Raw genomic sequence first — 19,920 nt, 5'->3', positions numbered from 1 at the left:
AGCACTTTGTGGGGTTATAGCGCCACAAAGTGCTCACGAGCCTTGACCAGAAGGAATGGGCGACTCGGCGGGGTTCGCCGTTGCGGCAGCTGGCAGGGGCAGGAGTTTCAGGGGGGCCTCGGTGGTGCGAAGCGCGGGCGCCTTTGTTTGTCCACTGTGGCTTGATTGAGCTGATGCCGTCCACCTGGTTCGGCCGCGATACGCGGGCTGGGGCGGGCGGACGAGGTCGGTGTTCACCGCTCGTGGAGGAGGGCCACCAGGAAGGTCGAGTCGTCGGTGAACGGGCGAAGGTCCCAAGTGGACAGCAGCAGGTCGGGCTCGAGCCCGACCGCCGCCGCATCGGCGAAGAAGTCAGCGAACTCGTAGCCGCGGCCGGCACCGAAGCCGATCACGACCCGGCCGCCCGGCGCGAGGTGCGCGCGGAACCGCTCCAGCACGGCACTGCGCGTGCTCGGCGCCAGGAAGGTCATCACGTTCCCGGCACAGACGATCGCGTCGAACGGCGCGGTGATGCCCCGGGCGGGGAGGTCGAGCTCGGCCAGGTCGCCGACCAGCCAGCGCGGCCCCGGGTGGTCCTGCTCGGCGGCCTCGATCAGGACCGGGTCGACATCGACGCCGACGACGTCGTGCCCGGCTCCGGCCAACTGGCCGCCGACCCGGCCCGGACCGCACCCGGCGTCGAGGATGCGGGCGCCGCGCGGCACCGCGGTGTCCACGAGGCGGGCCTCCCCGGCGAGGTCGTCCCCGGCGCGAGCCATGGAGCGGAAGCGTTCGACGTACCAGGAGGAGTGCCCGGGATCGGCGGTGACCTTCTGCATCCAGATGCTCTGCTCAACCATGCCCGCATTCTCCCGGAACGAGACGCCCACCTGCCACGACCTCTTCGCGGCGGCTTGGACGATCGCACAGGCGATCCAGCTTCTCGCCCATGGATTCGTCCGAGGTGGCTCGGTTGAATCGCTGCCATGAGCAACGACACCACCCTCGTCCTCGGCGCCACCGGCAAGTCCGGTCGCCGGGTCGCCGCCCGGTTGCGGCTGCGCGGCACCCCGGTGCGCGCCGCATCCCGGTCCGGCCGGACGCCGTTCGACTGGTCCGACCCAGCCGGGTGGGATCCGGCGCTGCAGGGCGTCGCCGCCGTCTACGTCGTGCCTCCGGCCGTTCCCGGCCCGGTGCACGAGTTCGTGAGACGGGCCGAGGCCGCCGGCGTGCGACGTCTGGTCCTGCTCTCCGGGCGCGGAGCCGACACCTGGGGCGACACGACGTTCGGGCTGGACATGCGCTCGGCCGAGGACGCCGTGCGCGGCTCGGCGCTGGAGTGGACCGTGCTGCGGGCGTCGAACTTCGCCCAGAACTTCGACGAGGACCTCTTCCACGCCCCGCTGAGGGCCGGCGAGCTGGCACTGCCGGCCGGCGCAGTTCCCGAGCCGTTCATCGACCTCGAGGACGTCGCCGACGTCGCGGACGCGGTGCTGGCCGAGCCCGGTCGGCACGAAGGACAGGTCTACGAGCTCACCGGACCCCGCGCGTTGACCTTCGCGGAGGCCGTCGACCTGATCTCCCGGGCGTCCGGGCAGCCCATCACCTACAAGCAGATCTCCCCGGCCGAGTACACCGAGGTCCTGGTCGACCAGGGCTTAAACGAGGACGACGCCCACCACGTCGCCGAGATGTTCGTCATGATGGAGCGCGGAGTGATCGCCGGGACGACCGACGACGTCGCCGCCGTGCTGGGCCGACCGCCCCGCACCTTCGAGGAGTACGTCGTGAGGGTCGCAGCGGCCGGAGCCTGGCAGCGATGACCGCCCGGCAGCTCCCCGCTCGGAGGGCTGCCCCCCGAAAAGCTCTGCTGGCACACGAATTCCTGCTGAGGAGAAACGTCAAGTGCACAGTCTGGTAGTTGTTGCCCACCCCGACGTCGCGTCGCTGACGCACGGGCTCGCCCGCGAGGTGACCACGGCTCTCTCGGACGACGGGAGGTCCGCCGAGCTGGTCGACCTCGCGGCCGAAGCGTTCGATCCCCGCTTCACCGCAGCCGACCTGCTGCACTACCGCGGCGAGGGGCCCACACCGCCGGATGTCGTGGCCGAGCAGGCGAGGTTGGACCGCGCCCAGCAGTTGGTGCTCGTCTTCCCGGTGTACTGGTGGTCCATGCCGGCCCTGCTGAAGGGATGGATCGACCGGGTGTTCGTCAACGGCTGGGCCTTCGAGTACTCCCCGGTCGGCGGCGTGCTCCCCAAACTGGATCAGCTGAGCGTGCACCTGCTGGCCGTGGCAGGTGGTGATGCGGACGGATACGAACGCCACGGCTACAGCAACGCACTCCGGACTCAGATCGAGCACGGCATCTTCGGGTTCTGCGGCGCGAGCATCGCCTCGACCCGCATCGTGCACGACTCCGAAACCGCGTCGGTCGAGGCGCTCGCAGCGGAGGTGAGCTCCACCGCGAAACAGGTCTCGACGTTGCCGGCCGTGCTCTGAATCCAAGAGGGCCGACAAGACGATCCGGAATCCGATCGCAATGGCGGGACCCGGAAAACGGGCATCGAAACCACGCCCGAAAGCAAAAGCTCCTGTCGGCGTTTTCGCCGACAGGAGCTTGAAAAATAATGTGGTGCGCGATACTGGGATTGAACCAGTGACCTCTACCGTGTCAAGGTAGCGCTCTCCCACTGAGCTAATCGCGCGAGGCGGAGGCGGGAATCGAACCCGCGTACAGGGCTTTGCAGGCCCTTGCCTAAGCCACTCGGCCACTCCGCCGGACTCCGCTTCCACACCGGAATCGGCTGGAACGCCAGAGGATCCAGAGCGGATGACGGGACTCGAACCCGCGACCCTCACCTTGGCAAGGTGATGCGCTACCAGCTGCGCTACATCCGCGTGCCTGCGACTTCCGGGTCCCGGGCTTCCGGGGCCGTCCGTCGCGTTGCACAGTGAACTCTAGACCACGCCCTCGAGCGCGATCAACGGGGGGTCCAACTGCCGCTCGGCGCGGTCCGCGCCGAGCCCGTTGTTCCTGGTCAGCCGAGGTCGTGGGGCAGCAGCCGGGTCAGCGCCTCGTCGACGTCGACCCACAGGTTCTCGTTGCCCGGGACCACGACGTCGTACGTGCGGTCGAGGAAGTCGGCCAGCTCCTGCGCCGAGGCCTCGAACACCGCGTGGCCCGACGGCGAGCTCAGCTCGATCGCCACGACCTCCGGGTCGTCGACGGCCGGGCGGATGGTGACGTCGCCTTCGCCGGCGTGCGCGATCAGCCCGTCGGCCAGCAGGTCGCGGGCGAACACCCACTCGACCCAGCCGGCGCGGCCGGTGCGGAACGCGGCCACGACCGCGTAGGGGTCGCTGGTGTCGTAGCGCAGTTCGACCTGGACCGGCACGGCAGGCGCCTGCGGGGCCAGGAGGTCAAAGACCGCAGTGGAACGCAGAGTGACGTGATCGTTACGCATGGTTCTCCCCTTTCTGCTCCCTCCCGGTCCCTTTATCGACCGAGCAACACAGTTGTGACGCCTTAGCGGGCTCAAACGCTCGCGACTTTCGCTCAGATCACCCGTACGGGGCAGGGTGCACTTCGCTGGGCAATCAGTTGGATGCGGTGCGTGTCCGCATCGGCCTCCGGGTTCGGGGGTGGTCGCGGATCGTCGCCCCGATCGGGGGCGCGCCGCATCCGTGGTCCACACCAGAGGAAGAGATCCACTGCGAACGAGTCCGGTGGGGGAGTCGGGCCGCAAGACCTGAACTCGTCCGGTGACCGGGTCGGTTACTGTCCGCAACCGAGCGAACCGGGTCCGCTTCTGGCCTTCGATCCGTCGCCCCCGCCCTGCGAATTTTCGCCTTCGCGTCCGGTTTGACCACCGGGTTTACCGCTCCGCCGACTTCGCGTGACGTCTCCTCAACAATAGGGGATGGACGCACCCGTGCGGTCACGCGCGCGGCTGGTTGGTGAGACGCTCACCACTGCATATCCCCGGATCGGGGGAATGTCGTACTGCACCGCGATTACAGTGCAGGCGTACACCCGAACGCCCGGTCGAGAGTGGCGTCACACTGTGACCAGGATCGAAGCCGTGCAACAGGGCCGAAGGGCCCGGTCCGGCCCGGCGGCGGCCATGAGAACGGTCACAATTCCGGCGGCGCCGGAGCCCACCGACGCCCGACTGTCGGCTTGACATCCGCCGCGCCGGAACCGGTGCCAAGCGAGCTCAGCGGTGCGAACGGGCCGTACCCTGGTTCGACCGGGCACTCCGGCCCGCACGAGCCCGCACGACCGAGCAGGTGGGAGCCCTGAGCGAGAGCACCGAGTCGGACACCCGCCCCGACGCCGACGAACCCCGCGCGCCCCGGCTGCGCGACCGCATCCGCGCGTTCCGCGAACGCATCCGCACCAAGCCCGGCTTCAACCTCGCCTACCGCGTGGCGATCGGCGTCATCGGCGGCCTGGTGCTGACCGCGGGCATCGTGATGATCCCCTACCCCGGCCCGGGCTGGCTCGTCGTCTTCGCCGGCCTCGGCATCCTCGCCACCGAGTTCCACTGGGCCGGCCGCGTCAACGCCTTCGCCAAGCGCCACTACCGGCGCTGGGTGGACTGGCTCGGCCGCCAGAGCACGATCACCAAGCTCGCCGTGGGAGCAGGCACCTGCCTGGTCGTGCTGACCACGCTGTGGCTCCTCGGCCTGTTCGCGACCGTCGGCGGTTGGTTTGACCTGCATTGGAACTGGTTGGCCTCCCCCCTGTTCAACCGCTGAAAACGGTCGTGTATTGTTCTTCTTGTCGCCAGGAACGGCGACGACAAAAGAACACGGGCGATTAGCTCAGGGGGAGAGCGCTTCGTTCACACCGAAGAGGTCACTGGTTCGATCCCAGTATCGCCCACTCGAAAATCCCCCCGGCTTGCTTCGCCGGGGGGATTTTCTTCGTCTTCTGTTGTGGGGGCCGAGCCCCCACGCCCCCACGGTGCGGGGGTTGCTCGTCGACTGCTCCTCGCCATGGGTGGCGTTCCCGGCCTGGGTTGGGGGACCAGCTTTTTGGCTCGTTGGCTCGTTCTTCGAACTCGGGGGGCGGAGCACTTCGAGCTTGTGTCCCATGACCCGCTGAACCATGTTCACACGCTCCCGATCATCCGCGAGCCAGGTGGCGTACGGGTGGCGGAGATCGTGGAAACCGGGGTCGCGGTCGGGGTGGCCGGAATTGTTCGGCATCTGCGCTGACGCGCGACACGTGATTGCCTACGGCGACGGTGAGGTCAGGTGGGAGTTCTCCATCGCTTTCCGCGTGAAACCTCAGTTCGGGGAGTCCCGGAGTAGCTCGGAGTCGCGGCGCGTGGAATGGGTGCCGCGGGACCGCATCGGAGAGCTCACCATCCACCTGTCCGTCCGGCTGCGGATCGAGCACGCTCTGGAGCTGTGCGAGGTGCCGTGGAACTCGCGGGATTTCGCGCAGTGCGAGAGGGGCTTTCGGTCGATGCGGCTGCCGCGTCGTGCGCCCACCGGGGTCAGTGCTTCAGCGCCAATTTGAGGGCGACGATCAGCAGGCCGATCGCGAGGTTGACTGCGTTGGTGAGGACCACTTGGCGCCAGATGGCGCCTGCGCGCCGTGCGGCAGCGGTCGCCCAGCCCATCTGGCTGATCAGAGCGGCGGCGAGGGCGAGCCAGGCCGCGCCCTGGACGTCGAGGCCCAGCAGGGGGCTGATGAGCACGGCGACCGTGGGAGGCACGGCGGCCTCCACGATGGGCCACTCCTCGCGGCACACGTGCAGCACGGTTCGTCTGCTCAGGGAGCGCTGTGCCATGCGTGCGCCGAAGAGCTGGGCATGGACGTGCGCGAGCCAGAAGACGATCCCCGTGGTCAGCAGCAGCAACGCCAGCTCCAGCCGCGGGAAGGCTCCGAGCGTGCTGGCTCCGACCACGACGGAGGCGGCGAGCAGCGAACCGTAGACGCCACCGGTGTAGTCGGCGTGAGCTCGGCGTTCCGCTCTCCGCGCCCGGGCCTGCGCCCTGAACTTGTCCAGCATCCTTCGCTCCCGAGGTCAGACACCGGACACGCGGCGTCCACCGTCGTGCCGGTCTTCGCGCGGCCGGTCCGGAAAGCCGGGCCACCTCCTCAATGCTCGTCAACCAGCGGTGCCGCCGCTGCCCAGCGCTTTTGCGCAGGTCAGCGGGCCACCACACGCCAGCCGCAGCACGCCAGGACGCACGTGCCTCGGCAGGCGCGCCCAGTGCCGGGGCGGGAAGATGGGAACGTCCCGGCCCATTGGTTGGCGGGAGGTGGGGGCATGGAGATCAAGCCTCAGGCGGTCGTCCTCCCCAAGGAAACGGATCATCTCGAACAGGGGAAGTACGGGCCTGTATTCCCCAGGACTCCTGCGTGTTACGGGTTCACCATCGTCGCGCGGGTCAAGCCCGGCCACGCCGACGCGATGCGCCAGTACGGCTACGCACTGGCCGAAGCGCTGGAAAAGGATCCGTACCTTCTCGCACCGCTGAAGCTGCACTACCTGCGCTGGGTCCTCTTCGACGACGACACGCGCTTCATGTACCAGGGGATCTTCGACACCGACTTCGACAAGTACACCGAAGACGCCGTCGCACTGTTCTCGAAGGCGGGCGTGAGCACGGCGTTCGAGCACCTGGAGGGGTTCCCGGAGGACTGGCGGACCAATCCGGAGGCGTTCGTCAGGTTCGTCCGCGAGCACCACTGCCCGAGCTTCATCGAGTACGGGGAGTACCCGTACTACACGGCGGACGAGATCAAGAAGGCTCTGCGGATCAAGAGCGCCCTATCCGAGATGCTCGACCAGATGCAGTGAAGCCGGGAGCTGGGCGATGAGCGAGACCAGAACAGCACGGACCTACAACCAGCGGCACATTCCCCGGAAGTACACCCCTGCCGGGCGGCGAGTGAGCATCTACGTCTCGTGGAGCTATCCCGCCGAGGCGGGCCGGAACCCCGCCGAGCTGGACAACCGGTTCTCCACCTTGACGGAGGTGCGGCGGGTGGCGTGGCCGGCCTACGAGGACCCGAAGTGGTCGGACCCCTATCGGTTCCAGCAGACCATCGCGGGATCGCTGGAGCTGTTCTTCTGGGCCTGGGTGGCGTTCCAGGACTACGTCGAGGAGGTCACCGGGCATCCCGTCCCGGTGTACCAGCGCATCGACCAGGCCGGTTTCCCCACCCCGCTCGATGAGCGGGTGCTCGACGACACGGACGTCCTGTTCGTCTTCGGACTGGACCACATGATCACCAGGCAGGAGGCGCAGCCCGGCGAGATCGAGGCGCTGCGGTCCTACCTGGCCCGGGAGGACGCCCGCCTGGTGCTGGGACCCCACCACGACGTCGGTGCGTCGGACGATCTGTCCGTGCGGGAGGTGGAGCACCGCCACCACGGCGATCCCCTGGTACCCCGCCAGCAGCGGTTCGCCACCTACGTCCGCGATCTGATGAAGGGCCTGGACGTGCCCGTCATCAACCGGTACGGGCTGCGTCCCGCCACCGGTGACGACAACCGGATCGCCCCCTTGTCGACCGCCAGGGATCTGGACGAGAAGGGGTGGCTGAACGGGGTCGCGAACTTCAACTTCCACATGCACCTGCCGCACTACGCGGTGACGACCGACGAGCCGAAGGCCATCCACGTGCTGGCCCGGCAGCCGATCGACACCTCCCGACCCCACCCGTTCAGCGAGGAGGGGAACACCGAGTTCAACATGTTCTTGTGGATGCCCCCGAGCGGTGACCGCGCGGCCGACGTGCTGCTGGCCGATTCCACGATCTTCAGCACGCTCTTCGGCGCCGACGACAGCCTGCGGAACTTCTGGCGCAACCTCGTTACGTAGCGATGCCGCAGGGAGGCCGACGTGAGCGCACCCACGGACGTCACACTCGAACTCGACGACATCCAGCGCGGGGTCCTCAGCCCGCGCCCCACCCCGTACTCGGCCACGTACCTGGTGTTCCGCATCGACGACCGGGACCGAGGCCGGGAGTTGATGCGGCGCGCGAGCGCGGCCGCCACCTCGGCCGCCGACACCTCCAGCCCCCTCGGGGACACCTGGGTCAGTGTCGCTGTCACGTACTGGGGCCTGCAGGCGCTGGGTGTGCCGCGCTCCTCGCTGGAGTCGTTCGCCTGGGAGTTCCGGCAGGGCATGGCGGCCCGCGCACGAGCGCTGCGCGACGAAGGGGCGAGCAGCCCGCAGCACTGGGAAGCACCGCTCGGCACGCGCGACGTCCATGTGGTGATCGCGGCTGTCGCCCCCGACCCCCTGCGCCTGGAGGCGGCCATCGACCGCGCCCGGCCCGCCTACGACCGCCTGTCCGGCGTGACGTCGATCTGGCGGCAGGACTGCTCCGCGCTGCCCACCGAGAAGGAACACTTCGGCTACCTCGACGGCGTCAGCCATCCGGCCGTCGAAGGCAGCGGCATCCCGGGGTCCAACAGGCTGGAAACGCCGCTGAAGGGCGGGGAGTTCGTCCTCGGCTACCCGGATGAGATCGGCGGTCTCCGGACGCCGCAGCCGGCCGTGCTCGGGCGCAACGGCAGCTACGCGGTCTTCCGCAAACTCCACCAGGACGTCGCCGCGTTCAGGCGCTACCTCAAGGACAACTCCACCGGCGCCCAGGACGAAGAACTGATCGCCGCGAAGATCATGGGCCGCTGGCGCAGCGGGGCCCCGCTGGCCCTCGCCCCGCAGCACGACGACCCCGCACTCGGCACGGACCCCCGCCGCCGCAACACCTTCCTGTACGAGCAGGACGACCCGACGGGATTCACCACGCCCGGCGGCTGCCACATCCGCCGGGCCAACCCGCGCGACGCCTCGGTGGCAGGGGAGGTACGGCTGCACCGCATGATCCGGCGCGGCGCCATCTACGGTCCGCCGCTGCCCGAAGGCGTCCTGGAGGACGACGGAGCGGACCGCGGCCTGATGTTCGCGTTCATCGGCGCCCACCTGGGCCGGCAGTTCGAGTTCGTCCAGTCGCAGTGGATGAACGACGGCGTCTTCTTCGGGGCCGGTGACACGAAGGACCCCGTCGTCGGCGCCGCGGACGGACAGACCGGCTACACCATTCCCCGGCGGCCCGTACGGCGCCGCCTCGCCCCGCTGCCCCGGTTCGTCGTCACCCGTGGAGGCGAGTACTGCTTCCTGCCGAGCCTGAGTGCCCTGCGCTGGCTCGGAGACCTTCGCGACTGACGGGCGGGCAAGCGCCATGGACGCCCTGCACCTCGTCCTCAACGCGGTCACCGTGATCTTCATCGCGGCCACCATGTTCGCCGCCGGCCTGCGAGCCACCGTCCCGGCACTGCGCGGCGTCTTCGCCGACATTCCGCTTCTGCTGCTGGCGCTGATCGCCAACATGGTGGTCATCCCGCTGCTCGGCTGGGGCATCGGAGCACTGTTCGGTCTTCCCGCGGCTGCCTTCATCGCCCTCGTCCTGATCGCCTCGTCCCCGGGCGGCCCCTTCGGGGCGAAGCTGGCGACGGTGCAGCGAGGGGACGTCGTCGCGGGCGCGGCGATGCAGGTACTGCTCGCCTCCCTCGGCAGCCTCACCTTCGCCCCCACCGCCAACGCCATCCTCACCGTCGCCGACATCGGCACGAAGGTCTCCCTCGACGTCGGCGCGCTGGTGCGGACGGTGGCGCTCCTGCAACTCGTCCCGTTCGCCATCGGCCTGCTCCTGCGCCGCTACGCCGAACCCACCGCACAGTCATGGCAGTCCACGGCAGCCGCCGTCTCCAACGTCACCTTCCTGATCGTGCTGGCAGGCATGCTGCTCGGCAGCTGGCGCGATGTCGCCGACCTCTTCGGCTCCCTCGCCCTGCTCGCCGGCTTCCTGCTCGCCGCATTCGCCTTCGCCGTGGGAACGCTGCTGGCCACCGGCCCGATCACACGCCGCACCACCATGGGAGGCGTCGCCTCAGTGCGCAATGCCGGCCCCGCCCTGGCCGCCATCGGCCTCGCCTTCGCCGACCAGCCCGCCGTCCTCGGCGCACTCGCCGCGATCCTCCTCAGCGGCCTGGCGGCAGCCCTCCCCATCGCCACACTGCTCAGCAAGCGCAGGAGTACCCCAGACGCTGCCGCTCCGGGCAACTGAGCTGCGGTGATTGGGCCTCAACTGCATTGAACGGGCTGTTGCCGTTTGTGCTGCTGGGGCTCGTGGCCGGTGGTTCTTCGGGGCTGGTTCAGGTTTGGTTTGCTGCTTCTGCTTGTTCTTTCAGGATGTCGTTGTGGCCTGCGTGGCGGGCGAACTCTTGGATCATGAGCAGGTAGATCCATCGGAGGGTCACCGTGCCGACCGAGGCGTGGTGGCGGGTGGCGTCCAGCTCTGCTTCTGCGGCGATCTCGCGGGCTCTGGTGCTGGCTCGTTCGAATTCCGCTATCACGTCGGCGACCGTTTCGTCGTTGCTGACCGTGAAGCTGGCTTCGCCCACCATGGGGCCGTCGCATTCTGATTCCGGCAGGCCGCCCAGGATGTGCTGGAACCACTTCCGCTCTGCGAACGCTGCGTGCTTGATCAGGCCGATCGACGTCGTCCTGGACGGGACGAGGCGGCGGCGGGCCTCCGCTTCGGAGAGGCCTCGGACCGTGTCGATCAGTTCGGCTCGGGTGTGGTCGAGGACGTACTCGAGCATCTGGCGCTCTGGGCCGTCGGTGATGCGGGTCGGGACCTTCATGTCGTGCGCTTCCCTTCGTGGACAGCGTGGCGGTCGCGGTTTCCCGGTTGGTTGGCTGGTGGTGCTGCTGGGGGTGCCGGATTCGGCGAGACGGCCGGTGAGCGGTGATGATGTCGCTCGCGGGCGAGCGGGCCGGTTGATCGGTTCGGTGGCGAACGCGGAATCCGGGCCGGGAGGGATGTCGTCGGCGGCCAGTGCCTGGGGTGCCGAGACGATGGGACCGGCTATACCCCGGACTTCGCGTCCGGGCTGCCGCAGAGGTCCCGCTGGGGTCAACGTACCACGGTGGAGGTGAGACCGGGGTTCCCGACGACGGGGGAACGCTTCCTGCGGGTGAAGCCGCGCACTGCCGCGGATGGTCTGCTGCGTAGTCGAGAGTCGTTGGGTGCCAAGGGCATTCCGGTCGGTTCGGGGCTGTTGGTGCTGCGGCCGGGTTCTGCTCTTCGACGTTGCCGGGTTGTCGAGGCGGCGATGGTGCGTGTGAGCTCTGCCCGCCCGGTCGACGGGTTCGCGGGGGTCGCCGTACGCTGACCTGCGTGGGTTTGAAGGGGATCTCGAGTGGTGAGGGCTTTCGGTCGTGACGCGCGGGAGTGGTAGTTCTGGTTCGCGTCGGCCGGGACCCCAGGTGATCGTCGATGCCGCGGTTCGCTGCTTCTACCAGCACGGGTACGACGGGTCGTCGGTCCGGGACATCGCTCAAGAAGCCGGGGTGACCCCCGCCGCGCTCTACCACTACTACTCCTCCAAGCAGAACCTCCTGGTGGACATCATCGCCAGGTTCATGGCCAGTTCGATCGACAAGACCGAAGCCGCGCTGCGGCGGGCCGGCCCGGACCCGGTGGCGCGGTTGTTCGCCGCCGCGCAGGCGCACGTGCTCTGGAACGCGTCCGACGTGGCCTCCAGCTTCATAGTCAACAGCGAGATCAGGAGCCTCGAACCCGCGAACCGCGAGCAGAACATCGCGCAGCGGGACAGGTTGCAGCGGCTCTTCGACGCGTGCGTGGAAGAAGGCTGCGCCGAAGGCGTTTTCACGGCTCCGTGGCCGCTCGAGGCGAGTCGAGCGGTCGTCGTCATGTGCACGTTCGTGGCTCGCTGGTACCGGGAATCCGGGCCGCTCAGCCCCGAGGAGATCGCGTGGCGCTACGGGCACATGGCCCTCTCCCTCGTCGGGGCGACGCGGGGCCCGCGGTTCGAACCGCCCACCTACGAGTCGGAGTCCGTCAACGCCCCGTGAACTGCGGGACGCGCTTCTCCACGAACGCCCTCGCCGCTTCACGCCCGTCGTCGGACTCCACGCATTCGGTGTGCCGCCGGGCCTCGAGGTCGAGTGATCGACTGAAGTCCGCGAACTCGCTGTCGACGAGGTTCTGCTTGATCCGCGAGACGGCGAGCGGCGCCGCGGTGGCGATCTTGCCGGCGATGCCGAACACCTCCGGCAGGAGGCGGTTCGCATCGAAGACGCGCGAGACGAGGCCGATCCGCTCGGCCTCGGTGGCGTCGAACGGCTCGGAGACCAGGTACTTCTCGCGCGCTCGGCCGTAGCCGATGATCCGGGGCAACGTCCACGTCCCGCCGAAGTCGCCCGAGAGCCCGGCGTTGAGGAACGCCACGTTGAACTTCGCCTTCGCCGAGGAGTAGCGGAGATCGCAGGCGCACGCCCACGACAACCCAGCGCCCGCGCACGCCCCGTTGATGGCGGCGATGGTCACGGCCGGCATCTCGTGCAGCAGCTTCGAAGTCTCCATGAACCGCCGCAGCAGCCCCGCGCGCGATTCGGGGTCGACGCCGTCGGTGACACCACCGCCAGCGCCCCGGGAGAGGTCGCCACCGGCGCAGAACGCGCGGCCCGCTCCGGTGAGGACCACTGCGCGGATCGAGGGATCGGCGGCGACGGTCTCCAGCGCGCGCGTCGCCTGCTCGAGCAGGTCAGCGGTCATCGAGTTGAGTCGTTCCGGTCGGTTCAGCGTCACCGCCGCGACGCCGTCCTGGACCCGCAGTTGGACAAGTTCGGGCTCGCTCACCGCAGCCGCCTCCAGACTTGGTCAAGCACTGATCAATCGTTTAGATCTATGACCACGTGGTGCAGCGATCATATGCATCAGGGTTGACAGATGTCTAAACAGTTGTTTAGAAATTGCATGACCGCGATCACATCTGGAGGGAGGGGCTCGTGCCAGTTCCCGAACACGGCCAGTTCATCGGCGGTGCGGCGAAACCCGTTGGCGGGCCGTCGATCGAGGTGGAGGACCCGGCTGCGCAGCGCGTCATCGCGACCGTCGCCGACGGGGGACCTGACGACGTCGACCGCGCCGTCGGGGCCGCGCGTGCGGCGTTCGGGAGGTGGGCTGCCACGTCCCCGGCGGACCGGGCCGCGCTGCTGCGCCGGGTCGCCGAGCTCCTCGAAGACCGCCGGGAGGAGATCGCCCAGCTCGTGACGGCCGAGTTGGGGGCGCCGATCCGGATCTCCCGGTCCGTGCACGCGCAGCTGCCGATCACCGTCACCTCGACGACGGCCGACCTGCTCGCATCGCGCCCCTTCGCGGAGCGGCTCGGGAACTCGCTGGTCGTCCAGCAGCCGGTGGGCGTCGTCGCGGCCATCACCCCGTGGAACTTCCCGATGCACCAGGTGACCAGCAAGGTCATCCCGGCGTTGGCGGCCGGTGCCTCGGTGGTGCTCAAGCCCAGCGAGCTCGCCCCGCTGTCGGCGCTGCTCCTCGCCGAGGTCCTGACCGATGCCGGCTTGCCGGGCGGGGTGTTCAACGTCGTCACCGGCGGGCCGGCGGCCGGTCGAGCGCTGGTCGACCACGACGACGTGGACCTGGTCTCGTTCACCGGATCCGTCGAGGTCGGGCGGGCTGTCGCGGCTGCGGCCGCGCGCACGGTCAAGCGCGTGACGCTCGAACTCGGTGGGAAGTCGGCGAGTCTCGTCCTTCCCGACGCCGACATCCCGACGGCCGTGAAGGTCAGCGTCGCGAACGCGTTCTTCAACTCCGGGCAGGCGTGCAACGCGTGGACGCGGATGCTCGTGCCGGCCGACGAGCTGGAACGCGTGAACGAGCTGGCCCTGGCGGCCGCGGCGAAGCACGCGGTGGGGGATCCGGCCGACGACGGGACGCGCATGGGTCCGGTGATCAGCGATCGGCAGCGGGAACGCGTGAGGGAGTTCATCCGCACCGGCTTGAGCGAGGGCGCGCGACTGCTCGTGGGTGGCGAGGCGCCACCGGACGGGGTGGACCGCGGTTACTTCGTGCGGCCGACGGTGTTCACCGATGTGGACCCGGGGTCCACCATCGCGCAGGAGGAGATCTTCGGTCCGGTCCTGTCCATCATCGGCTACCAGGACGAGGACCACGCCGTCGAGATCGCGAACGGCACGCGGTACGGGCTCGGCGGCTCGGTCTGGTCGCAGGACACCGACCGCGCCGTGCGCGTGGCCCAGCGGATCCGCACCGGGCAGGTCGACGTCAACGGCGCGCCCTTCAACCCGGCCGCCCCCTTCGGCGGGTTCAAGTTCTCCGGATACGGAAGGGAACTCGGCGTGCACGGCATGGCCGAGTACCTGGAAACGCAGTCGATCCAGCTTCCCGCTGCCGGTGGCTGAGCGGAGCTGATCCAGTTCGAAATCGGTCCCGAACCGGGGTTTTCCGGTGCGGGGCGGCGCAATCGCGCACCGCGTTGTAGGACAACCCTACGTCCGATGACCGGTTCACCGGTGGTCGAAAGCCGAAAGGGCGCTCGAGGTGGCGAAGTGGATTCGGTTGGAACGAGGAACCCTGTCGGACGACATCGTGGCCGATCTGCGCGGCAAGATCGCGGCCGGCGAGCTCGTGCCGGGCGCGAAGCTCCCCAACGAGATGGAGCTCGCCAAGTCCTACGGAGTTGCTCGGGGAACGGTGCGGGAAGCCGTCAAAGCGCTCACCTTGATGCGGTTGTTCGAGCGGAGCACCGCGGGCACCTTCGTCACGGCGGAAGCCCCGGGGCACGTTCCGGACGACTCGCTCGTCGACATCACGTCCGAGGACCCGGATTGTTCCTCGCTCTACGAATCACGAATTCTGTTGGAAAAGCACGTGATCCTGCTTGCGTGCGAGCGGGCGACCGAGCATGATCTCGCTCAGATCGGTGCAGCGCTCGAGCGCGCCGAAAGGGCCGCGAACCGGGTCGCCGCGCTCGAAGCGGACCTCGAATACCACCACGCATTGGCGGAGGCCGCGCACAGCCCGGTGCTGCGGTACCTGTACATGGTCACCACGGACGCGATCGCCCGCGCCTATCAGACCTTCCTCCCCCTCTACACCGAGCCCAACTCGGCGGATTGGGGACTTGCGAACCACAAGGAGATCGCTCGCGCGATCGAGCAGCAGGATTCCGGAACCGCGCAACGCATCGCGGAGGAATCCCTCGAACGCGCGGCGGCCTGGGTGAAAGACATGGTCAGACTTTCCAGTCGATGAGGACAGGGAGAATCCCGGTGGGTCATTACCTCAATGCTCTGTTTGCCCCGAAAAGCGTTGCGGTCATCGGTGTTTCGGCGAGCTCGAGGCGGAGCGGCAACGTTTTCCTCGACCGGCTCCGGAAGAACGGGTTCGAAGGCCGCGCGTACGCCGTGGGGCGCAACGGCGGCGTCGTCGACGGCGAGCAGATCTACCGTTCGGTGGCGGACCTCCCCGAAGTGCCGGACCTGGTCTTCGGCGCGGTCGGCGCGCAGGCGACACCGCAGGCGATGATCGATGCGGCGAAGGCCGGGGTCCAGGTCGGCATCGTGTTCACGGCGGGCTTCGCTGAGATGAGCTCCGATGGCGCCGAGGTCCAGCGCGACATGGTGGCGCGCTGCAACGAGCTCGGCATGCGCGTCGTCGGTCCGAACTGCATGGGCGTGTTCAGCACCGGCAGCCGGATGAACCTGACGGACGTCGAGAGCCTCGACCCGGGGCCGATCGGATTCGCCTCGCAGAGCGGCAACATCGCGCTCAGCGTGTTCGACGTGGCCAAGCGGCACGATCTCGGCTTCCAGACGTTCGTCAGCTTCGGCAACCAGGCCGACATCCCCGTCGCCGACTACGTCGAGCACATGGCGCAGGACGACGCGGTGGAGATCATCCTGCTCTACCTGGAGAGCCTGCAGGAGAACGTCGGTCCCGACTTCATCGCGCGGTGCCGCGCCGTAGCCGCCCGCAAGCCGATCGTGGCCATCAAGGGAGGTGTGACCGACGCCGGCCGCCGCGCGGCCGCCTCGCACACCTCGCGGTTGTCCGCGGCCGAGGACATCTACGACGCGGCGTTCGAGCAGGCCGGGATCGTGCAGGTCCGGGACCTCGACCACGTGGTGGCGGTCGTCGAGGCGCTGCTGCGCTGCCCGCCGATGAAGGGCGGCAACGTCGCGATCGTCGGCTCGGGCGGCGGACATTCGACGGTCGGCACCGACGCCGTCGAACGTGCCGGGTTGACGGTCCCGGCCTTCGACCAGGAGCTGAAGGACACGTTCGGCGAGTACCTGCCGCCGTGGGCCCCGATGTCGAACCCGGTGGACATGACCGGCGGGTTCACCGAGGACCTCACGCTGTTCCAGACCCTGATGCGCTACCCGCTGAGCAAGCCGGAGTTCCACGGCGGTCTCAGCTACGGGCTGTACGGCGAGGGCTGGCGTCCGGGCCTGGTCGACGACAATGGGCTCACGTTCCGGACCGCGGCACCGCTTTTCGCCGCTCTGCAACGAGAACTGGGCAAGCCGATCGTCTTCTACACGCCCTTCGCGAAGGACTTCGAGGAGTCGTTCTCCGAGATGCGCCGCAGCGGTGTGCCGTGCTACGGCTCGCTGGCGGAAGCCGCAGCCGGATTGGCGGCGCTGCAGAAGCGCGGCGCTTTCCTGGCGCGCCTCGAAGGTCTGCAGAGGACCGGACCGGATCCGCAACAGCCCGGCGCCGGTTCGGGTTTCACGCTCACCGAGCACGAATCCCTCCAGAAGATCGCCGCCGCCGGGGTTCCCGCGGTTCGCCAGGAGCTGGTGTCCTCCGCCGAAGAAGCGGTGGCGGCAGCGGACGCGATGGGATACCCGGTCGTCCTGAAGGCCCAGCTGACCGATGTGGCGCACAAGTCGGACGTGAACGGCGTCCGGCTCGGCCTGACGACGGCCGACGAGGTGGCGGCCGCGTTCCAGCAGATGAGCGCGATCCCCGGCGCGGGCGGGGCGGTCGACTGCACGGTGTCGCAGCAGGTCACCGGGGACCGAGAGCTCCTGCTCGGCATCCGCAAGGACGTGACCTTCGGCCACACCGTCGTCATCGGCGTCGGCGGCGTCCTGACCGAGGTGGCCGCGCGCGTTGCCGTGCTGATCCCGCCGCTCGACGCTGCCGAGTTCGCCGCCGCGATCGAGCGATCGCCGGTGGCGGCCTACTTGGGCGCCTGGCGGGGGAAACCAGCGGTCGACCTCCAGGAGCTCCACCGCCAGGTCACCGCGCTGCACGAGATGTGCCGCGCCGACGAGTCCGTCGAGAGCGTCGACATCAACCCGCTCATGGCGGTGGGAAGCGACCTCCGGGCCGCGGACGCCGCAGTTGTTCTCGAATCCGAGCCGGCACGAGGAGTCCACGATGTCCGATGAACGGGTCATCAGCGAGCTGTCGCAAGGCGTGCTGACCATCTGGCTGAACAATCCGGACAAGCTCAACGCGCTCACCTACCCGATGTACGACGAGATCGGGCGGCTGGTCGAGCAGGCCGCCCAGGACGCCAGCTGCCGCGCGATCGTCCTGCGCGGCAAGGGACGTGCGTTCTCGGCCGGTTTCGACCTGGCCCACCAGGTGGCCGACTCGGACGTCGAGTCGAAGATCGACCGGCTCCGCTCCGGCTCCAACCGGGTCCGCTGGGCGATCTGGAACTCGCCCAAGCCCGTCGTGGCCGCCGTCCACGGGTACTGCCTCGCCGGTGCCTTCGAACTCGTGCTGCCTGCGGACTTCACCATCGCGGCGGAGTCCTGCGAGCTCGGCGAGCCGGAGATCCAGTTCGGCGACGGCGCCGCGTTCCTGATGGTGCCCTGGATGATGAACCACAAGCAGGCCAAGGAAGTCCTGCTGCTCGGCGATCGGTTCGACGCCACCGAAGCGCACCGCATCGGCCTGGTGTCGGAGGTCGTCGCCGACGAGCGATTCGACGAACGCGTGCACGAGGTCGCCGACCGGCTGCGCAAGCTCCCCTCCGGTGCGCTGCGCGTCACCAAGCAGGGGATCAACCGCGTGTACGAGACCGCCGGGATGGTCGCGCACATGGACAGCTGGGTGGACACCGTGGTCCACCTGTCCTCCTTCGAGGACGAGGTGACCAGGGAGTTCAAGCGGCAGGTCGAGACGAACGGCCCGAAGCGGGCAGCCGCGTGGCGGGCCGAGTACTACCAGCCGACCCCTCGCGTCCCGAGGTCAGCGCAGCCATGACGAAACTGCTGGTCAAGCACATCGCGATCGGGATCGTGGTCATCTTCGGCGCGCTGACGCTCACCTTCGTCCTCGCCAGGATGAGTGGAGACCCGACCGGTCTCATCCTGCCCCAGGACGCCAGCGCCGAACAGCGCGCCCAGCTGCGGTCGCAGCTGGGGATCGACCGGCCGCTGCTGGAGCAGTACCTCGCCTACCTCGGTGGGGCAGTGCGAGGCGATCTCGGTGATTCCTACTTCGACAGCTCCTCGGTGTCGGCCGTCGTCCTGAGGTACCTGCCGAACACGGCCATCCTCGCGGTGTCGTCGTTCGTGCTGACGGTGCTGGTCGCCGTTCCGCTGGGCACGCTGGCCGCGGTTCGCCGGGGCGGCGTCCTGGACCGCCTGGTCCAGGCGGTCGCGGTGGTCGGGAACTCGGTGCCTGCCTTCTGGTCGGGGCTCCTGCTGCTGCAGGTCTTCGCGGTCAACCTGGGTTGGCTGCCGACGTTCGGCACGGTGGGCGTGGCGAGCCTGATCCTGCCGACCGTCAACCTGATGCTCTTCCTCTTCCCGCAGATGGCGCGGCTCACCCGCGCCTCGGTCCTCGACGTGCTGCCGATGCCGTACGTCGACACCGCCCGGACCAAGGGGGCGGGCGAGTTCCGGGTGCTGACGGTGCACGTGCTCCGCAACGGACTGCTGCCGGTGCTCGCCCTGGGCGGGGTCCAGTTCGGCAGCCTGTTCGGCGGCGCGGTGCTGACCGAGACCGTGTTCGCCTGGCCCGGGATCGGCACCCTGGCGGTCCGGTCGATCAGCCGGAGCGATTTCCCGGTGGTCCAGGGAATCGTCGTCTACGTCGCCGTGATCTTCGCGATCGTCACGGTCCTGACCGAGGTGTTGGCCCGCGCCGCCAACCCGCGGCTGAGAACAGCCGCGTGAGGAGAACTCGATGACCACGACCATTCGAGCGAGCGCACCCACCGGGGCATCGGAGAGCGTCCGCAGGCTCCGCGGCGCCCTGCGCAACCGGGTGCTCACGGCGATCGCGGCGATCGTCCTGCTGGGCTTCGCCGTCATCACGTTCTTCGGCGACCGGCTGGCCCCGATGGATCCCGGCGAGCAGCAGATCAGGAGCCGGTTCCTGCCGCCGGGCAGCGAAACGGCCGCGGGGACCCACGTCTTCGGCACCGACGCGCTGGGCCGCGACATCTGGTCCCTGGTGCTGGCCGGGGCGCACACGATCGTCCTGCAGTCGGTCCTCGCCATCGCGATCGGCACGGCGGTGGGCGCCCTGCTCGGGCTGGTGTGCGGCTACCGCGGCGGCAAGCTCGGGGACCTCCTCGTCCTGCTGACCAACCTCCAGCTGTCCTTCCCGTTCTTCCTCCTCGCCCTGGCCGTCGTCGGGATCCTGGGCGCGAGCTTCTGGCTCGTCGTCCTCGTCGTCGCACTCGCGTCCTGGGTCGAGATCGCCCGGGTGGTCCAGGTGGAGACCCGCCGGGTGTGCCAGCTCGAGTACGTCCTCGCCGTGCGCGTGATGCGCGGATCGGGTTGGCGGATCGTCCTGCGGCACGTCCTGCCGAACGTCGTCTCATCGATCCTCGTGCTGGGGAGCCTCGCGTTCGGCACGGCGATCGTCATCATCTCGGGGCTCGGCTTCATCGGGCTCTCGGCGCCGGCGGCGTCCCCCGGCTGGGGAGAAATGCTGAGCGACGGACGCGAGTACATGGCCTCGGCGTGGTGGATCACCGTCGTCCCCGGAGTCGCGATCTTCCTGCTCGTGCTCAGCGTGAACATCATCAGCGAAGCGATCCGGGACCGCTTCGACCCGCACGCGGGTTCCTAGAAACT

At 68.8% G+C, this 19,920-nt stretch carries 19 protein-coding genes and 4 tRNA genes; 15 read left to right on the top strand and 8 right to left on the bottom strand.

The window, feature by feature from the left end:
• Window positions 1-233: 233 nt before the first annotated feature.
• Entirely contained in the window at window positions 234-839 is a 606-nt protein-coding gene (locus ABTZ89_RS08910; RefSeq protein WP_351042018.1) for a class I SAM-dependent methyltransferase, read from the bottom strand.
• 126 nt (window positions 840-965) lie between these two features.
• Here ABTZ89_RS08910 and ABTZ89_RS08905 point away from each other — a divergent pair, with 126 nt between their 5' ends.
• Together ABTZ89_RS08905 and ABTZ89_RS08900 are read left to right on the top strand one after the other, a co-directional pair.
• The gene (locus ABTZ89_RS08905; RefSeq protein WP_351042015.1) at window positions 966-1,802 is read left to right on the top strand and encodes an NmrA family NAD(P)-binding protein; all 837 of its coding nucleotides are present in this window, start codon (window positions 966-968) and stop codon (window positions 1,800-1,802) included.
• A gap of 82 nt (window positions 1,803-1,884) precedes the next feature.
• Entirely contained in the window at window positions 1,885-2,481 is a 597-nt protein-coding gene (locus ABTZ89_RS08900; protein ID WP_351042012.1) for an NAD(P)H-dependent oxidoreductase, read from the top strand.
• Window positions 2,482-2,612: 131 nt separating this feature from the next.
• On the opposite strand, the gene ABTZ89_RS08895 is transcribed toward ABTZ89_RS08900, so the two are convergent.
• The 4 genes from ABTZ89_RS08895 to ABTZ89_RS08880 all read right to left on the bottom strand — a co-directional run bounded on the left by ABTZ89_RS08895 (window position 2,613) and on the right by ABTZ89_RS08880 (window position 3,446).
• Window positions 2,613-2,687: transfer RNA gene (locus ABTZ89_RS08895), tRNA-Val, on the bottom strand.
• Between the two features lies 1 nt (window position 2,688).
• Window positions 2,689-2,760 (bottom strand) — tRNA-Cys (locus ABTZ89_RS08890).
• Window positions 2,761-2,807: 47 nt separating this feature from the next.
• Window positions 2,808-2,880: transfer RNA gene (locus tag ABTZ89_RS08885), tRNA-Gly, on the bottom strand.
• Between the two features lie 140 nt (window positions 2,881-3,020).
• On the bottom strand, window positions 3,021-3,446 hold the full coding sequence (locus tag ABTZ89_RS08880) for an SsgA family sporulation/cell division regulator (protein WP_270948951.1): 426 nt from the start codon (window positions 3,444-3,446) through the stop codon (window positions 3,021-3,023).
• 826 nt (window positions 3,447-4,272) lie between these two features.
• Between ABTZ89_RS08880 and ABTZ89_RS08875 the strand changes: the two genes are divergently transcribed.
• Complete coding sequence (locus ABTZ89_RS08875) at window positions 4,273-4,743, top strand: TIGR02611 family protein (protein WP_351042009.1); 471 nt, start codon at window positions 4,273-4,275, stop codon at window positions 4,741-4,743.
• 55 nt (window positions 4,744-4,798) lie between these two features.
• Window positions 4,799-4,870, top strand: a tRNA-Val gene (locus ABTZ89_RS08870).
• A gap of 619 nt (window positions 4,871-5,489) precedes the next feature.
• On the opposite strand, the gene ABTZ89_RS08865 is transcribed toward ABTZ89_RS08870, so the two are convergent.
• Window positions 5,490-6,008 carry a hypothetical protein gene (locus tag ABTZ89_RS08865; protein WP_351042006.1) on the bottom strand — a complete coding sequence of 173 codons (519 nt, stop codon included), beginning with the start codon at window positions 6,006-6,008 and terminating at the stop codon, window positions 5,490-5,492.
• A 261-nt stretch (window positions 6,009-6,269) separates the two neighbouring features.
• Between ABTZ89_RS08865 and ABTZ89_RS08860 the strand changes: the two genes are divergently transcribed.
• From ABTZ89_RS08860 to ABTZ89_RS08845, 4 genes are read left to right on the top strand one after another with little or no spacing between them, the layout of a single operon-like run.
• Window positions 6,270-6,803 (top strand): hypothetical protein, encoded by a 534-nt coding sequence (locus tag ABTZ89_RS08860; RefSeq protein ID WP_270948948.1) that lies wholly within the window; start codon window positions 6,270-6,272, stop codon window positions 6,801-6,803.
• 16 nt (window positions 6,804-6,819) lie between these two features.
• Window positions 6,820-7,830, top strand: coding sequence for a hypothetical protein (locus tag ABTZ89_RS08855; RefSeq protein ID WP_351042003.1), 1,011 nt, complete (start codon window positions 6,820-6,822; stop codon window positions 7,828-7,830).
• 21 nt (window positions 7,831-7,851) lie between these two features.
• Complete coding sequence (locus ABTZ89_RS08850; protein ID WP_351042000.1) at window positions 7,852-9,186, top strand: Dyp-type peroxidase; 1,335 nt, start codon at window positions 7,852-7,854, stop codon at window positions 9,184-9,186.
• A 16-nt stretch (window positions 9,187-9,202) separates the two neighbouring features.
• Window positions 9,203-10,087, top strand: coding sequence for a bile acid:sodium symporter family protein (locus ABTZ89_RS08845; RefSeq protein WP_351041997.1), 885 nt, complete (start codon window positions 9,203-9,205; stop codon window positions 10,085-10,087).
• An 88-nt stretch (window positions 10,088-10,175) separates the two neighbouring features.
• Here the strand turns inward: ABTZ89_RS08845 and ABTZ89_RS08840 are convergent, their stop codons facing one another.
• Complete coding sequence (locus ABTZ89_RS08840; protein WP_351041994.1) at window positions 10,176-10,667, bottom strand: DinB family protein; 492 nt, start codon at window positions 10,665-10,667, stop codon at window positions 10,176-10,178.
• 625 nt (window positions 10,668-11,292) lie between these two features.
• Here ABTZ89_RS08840 and ABTZ89_RS08835 point away from each other — a divergent pair.
• Window positions 11,293-11,901 (top strand): TetR/AcrR family transcriptional regulator, encoded by a 609-nt coding sequence (locus ABTZ89_RS08835; protein WP_351041991.1) that lies wholly within the window; start codon window positions 11,293-11,295, stop codon window positions 11,899-11,901.
• On the opposite strand, the gene ABTZ89_RS08830 is transcribed toward ABTZ89_RS08835, so the two are convergent.
• Window positions 11,888-12,688, bottom strand: a complete 801-nt coding sequence (locus ABTZ89_RS08830) for an enoyl-CoA hydratase (protein WP_351041988.1) — start codon at window positions 12,686-12,688, stop codon at window positions 11,888-11,890. The genes ABTZ89_RS08835 and ABTZ89_RS08830 overlap by 14 nt on opposite strands.
• Window positions 12,689-12,837: 149 nt before the next feature.
• Between ABTZ89_RS08830 and ABTZ89_RS08825 the strand changes: the two genes are divergently transcribed.
• The 6 genes from ABTZ89_RS08825 to ABTZ89_RS08800 all read left to right on the top strand — a co-directional run bounded on the left by ABTZ89_RS08825 (window position 12,838) and on the right by ABTZ89_RS08800 (window position 19,915).
• On the top strand, window positions 12,838-14,268 hold the full coding sequence (locus tag ABTZ89_RS08825) for an aldehyde dehydrogenase family protein (protein WP_351041985.1): 1,431 nt from the start codon (window positions 12,838-12,840) through the stop codon (window positions 14,266-14,268).
• 187 nt (window positions 14,269-14,455) lie between these two features.
• Entirely contained in the window at window positions 14,456-15,121 is a 666-nt protein-coding gene (locus ABTZ89_RS08820) for a FadR/GntR family transcriptional regulator (protein WP_351041982.1), read from the top strand.
• Window positions 15,118-17,268: an acetate--CoA ligase family protein gene (locus tag ABTZ89_RS08815; protein ID WP_351041979.1), complete on the top strand. Its 2,151-nt coding sequence runs from the start codon at window positions 15,118-15,120 to the stop codon at window positions 17,266-17,268. Before ABTZ89_RS08820 ends, ABTZ89_RS08815 begins: the two co-directional genes overlap by 4 nt.
• Entirely contained in the window at window positions 17,258-18,094 is an 837-nt protein-coding gene (locus ABTZ89_RS08810) for an enoyl-CoA hydratase/isomerase family protein (RefSeq protein ID WP_270948938.1), read from the top strand. The genes ABTZ89_RS08815 and ABTZ89_RS08810 overlap by 11 nt, the downstream gene beginning before the upstream one ends.
• Window positions 18,091-19,011 (top strand): ABC transporter permease, encoded by a 921-nt coding sequence (locus tag ABTZ89_RS08805; RefSeq protein ID WP_270948937.1) that lies wholly within the window; start codon window positions 18,091-18,093, stop codon window positions 19,009-19,011. Before ABTZ89_RS08810 ends, ABTZ89_RS08805 begins: the two co-directional genes overlap by 4 nt.
• A 10-nt stretch (window positions 19,012-19,021) precedes the next feature.
• Window positions 19,022-19,915: an ABC transporter permease gene (locus ABTZ89_RS08800; protein WP_351041975.1), complete on the top strand. Its 894-nt coding sequence runs from the start codon at window positions 19,022-19,024 to the stop codon at window positions 19,913-19,915.
• Window positions 19,916-19,920: the final 5 nt, after the last annotated feature.

It is taken from the genome of Saccharopolyspora sp. NPDC002686 (assembly GCF_040295745.1).
Taxonomy (GTDB): Bacteria; Actinomycetota; Actinomycetes; order Mycobacteriales; family Pseudonocardiaceae; genus Saccharopolyspora; species Saccharopolyspora oryzae.
Note: the sequence above shows the minus strand (reverse complement) of the source record. Positions and strands in the feature narration are given on the sequence as shown.

Excerpts from the sequence above, each read along its gene's own strand:
- ABTZ89_RS08865 (WP_351042006.1), bottom strand. The coding sequence starts at position 6,008 with ATGCTGGACAAGTTCAGGGCGCAGGCCCGGGCGCGGAGAGCGGAACGC.
- ABTZ89_RS08810 (WP_270948938.1), top strand. The coding sequence starts at position 17,258 with ATGTCCGATGAACGGGTCATCAGCGAGCTGTCGCAAGGCGTGCTGACC.
- ABTZ89_RS08905 (WP_351042015.1), top strand. The coding sequence starts at position 966 with ATGAGCAACGACACCACCCTCGTCCTCGGCGCCACCGGCAAGTCCGGT.
- ABTZ89_RS08840 (WP_351041994.1), bottom strand. The coding sequence starts at position 10,667 with ATGAAGGTCCCGACCCGCATCACCGACGGCCCAGAGCGCCAGATGCTC.
- ABTZ89_RS08860 (WP_270948948.1), top strand. The coding sequence starts at position 6,270 with ATGGAGATCAAGCCTCAGGCGGTCGTCCTCCCCAAGGAAACGGATCAT.
- ABTZ89_RS08800 (WP_351041975.1), top strand. The coding sequence starts at position 19,022 with ATGACCACGACCATTCGAGCGAGCGCACCCACCGGGGCATCGGAGAGC.
- ABTZ89_RS08855 (WP_351042003.1), top strand. The coding sequence starts at position 6,820 with ATGAGCGAGACCAGAACAGCACGGACCTACAACCAGCGGCACATTCCC.
- ABTZ89_RS08910 (WP_351042018.1), bottom strand. The coding sequence starts at position 839 with ATGGTTGAGCAGAGCATCTGGATGCAGAAGGTCACCGCCGATCCCGGG.
- ABTZ89_RS08815 (WP_351041979.1), top strand. The coding sequence starts at position 15,118 with ATGAGGACAGGGAGAATCCCGGTGGGTCATTACCTCAATGCTCTGTTT.
- ABTZ89_RS08845 (WP_351041997.1), top strand. The coding sequence starts at position 9,203 with ATGGACGCCCTGCACCTCGTCCTCAACGCGGTCACCGTGATCTTCATC.
- ABTZ89_RS08805 (WP_270948937.1), top strand. The coding sequence starts at position 18,091 with ATGACGAAACTGCTGGTCAAGCACATCGCGATCGGGATCGTGGTCATC.
- ABTZ89_RS08880 (WP_270948951.1), bottom strand. The coding sequence starts at position 3,446 with ATGCGTAACGATCACGTCACTCTGCGTTCCACTGCGGTCTTTGACCTC.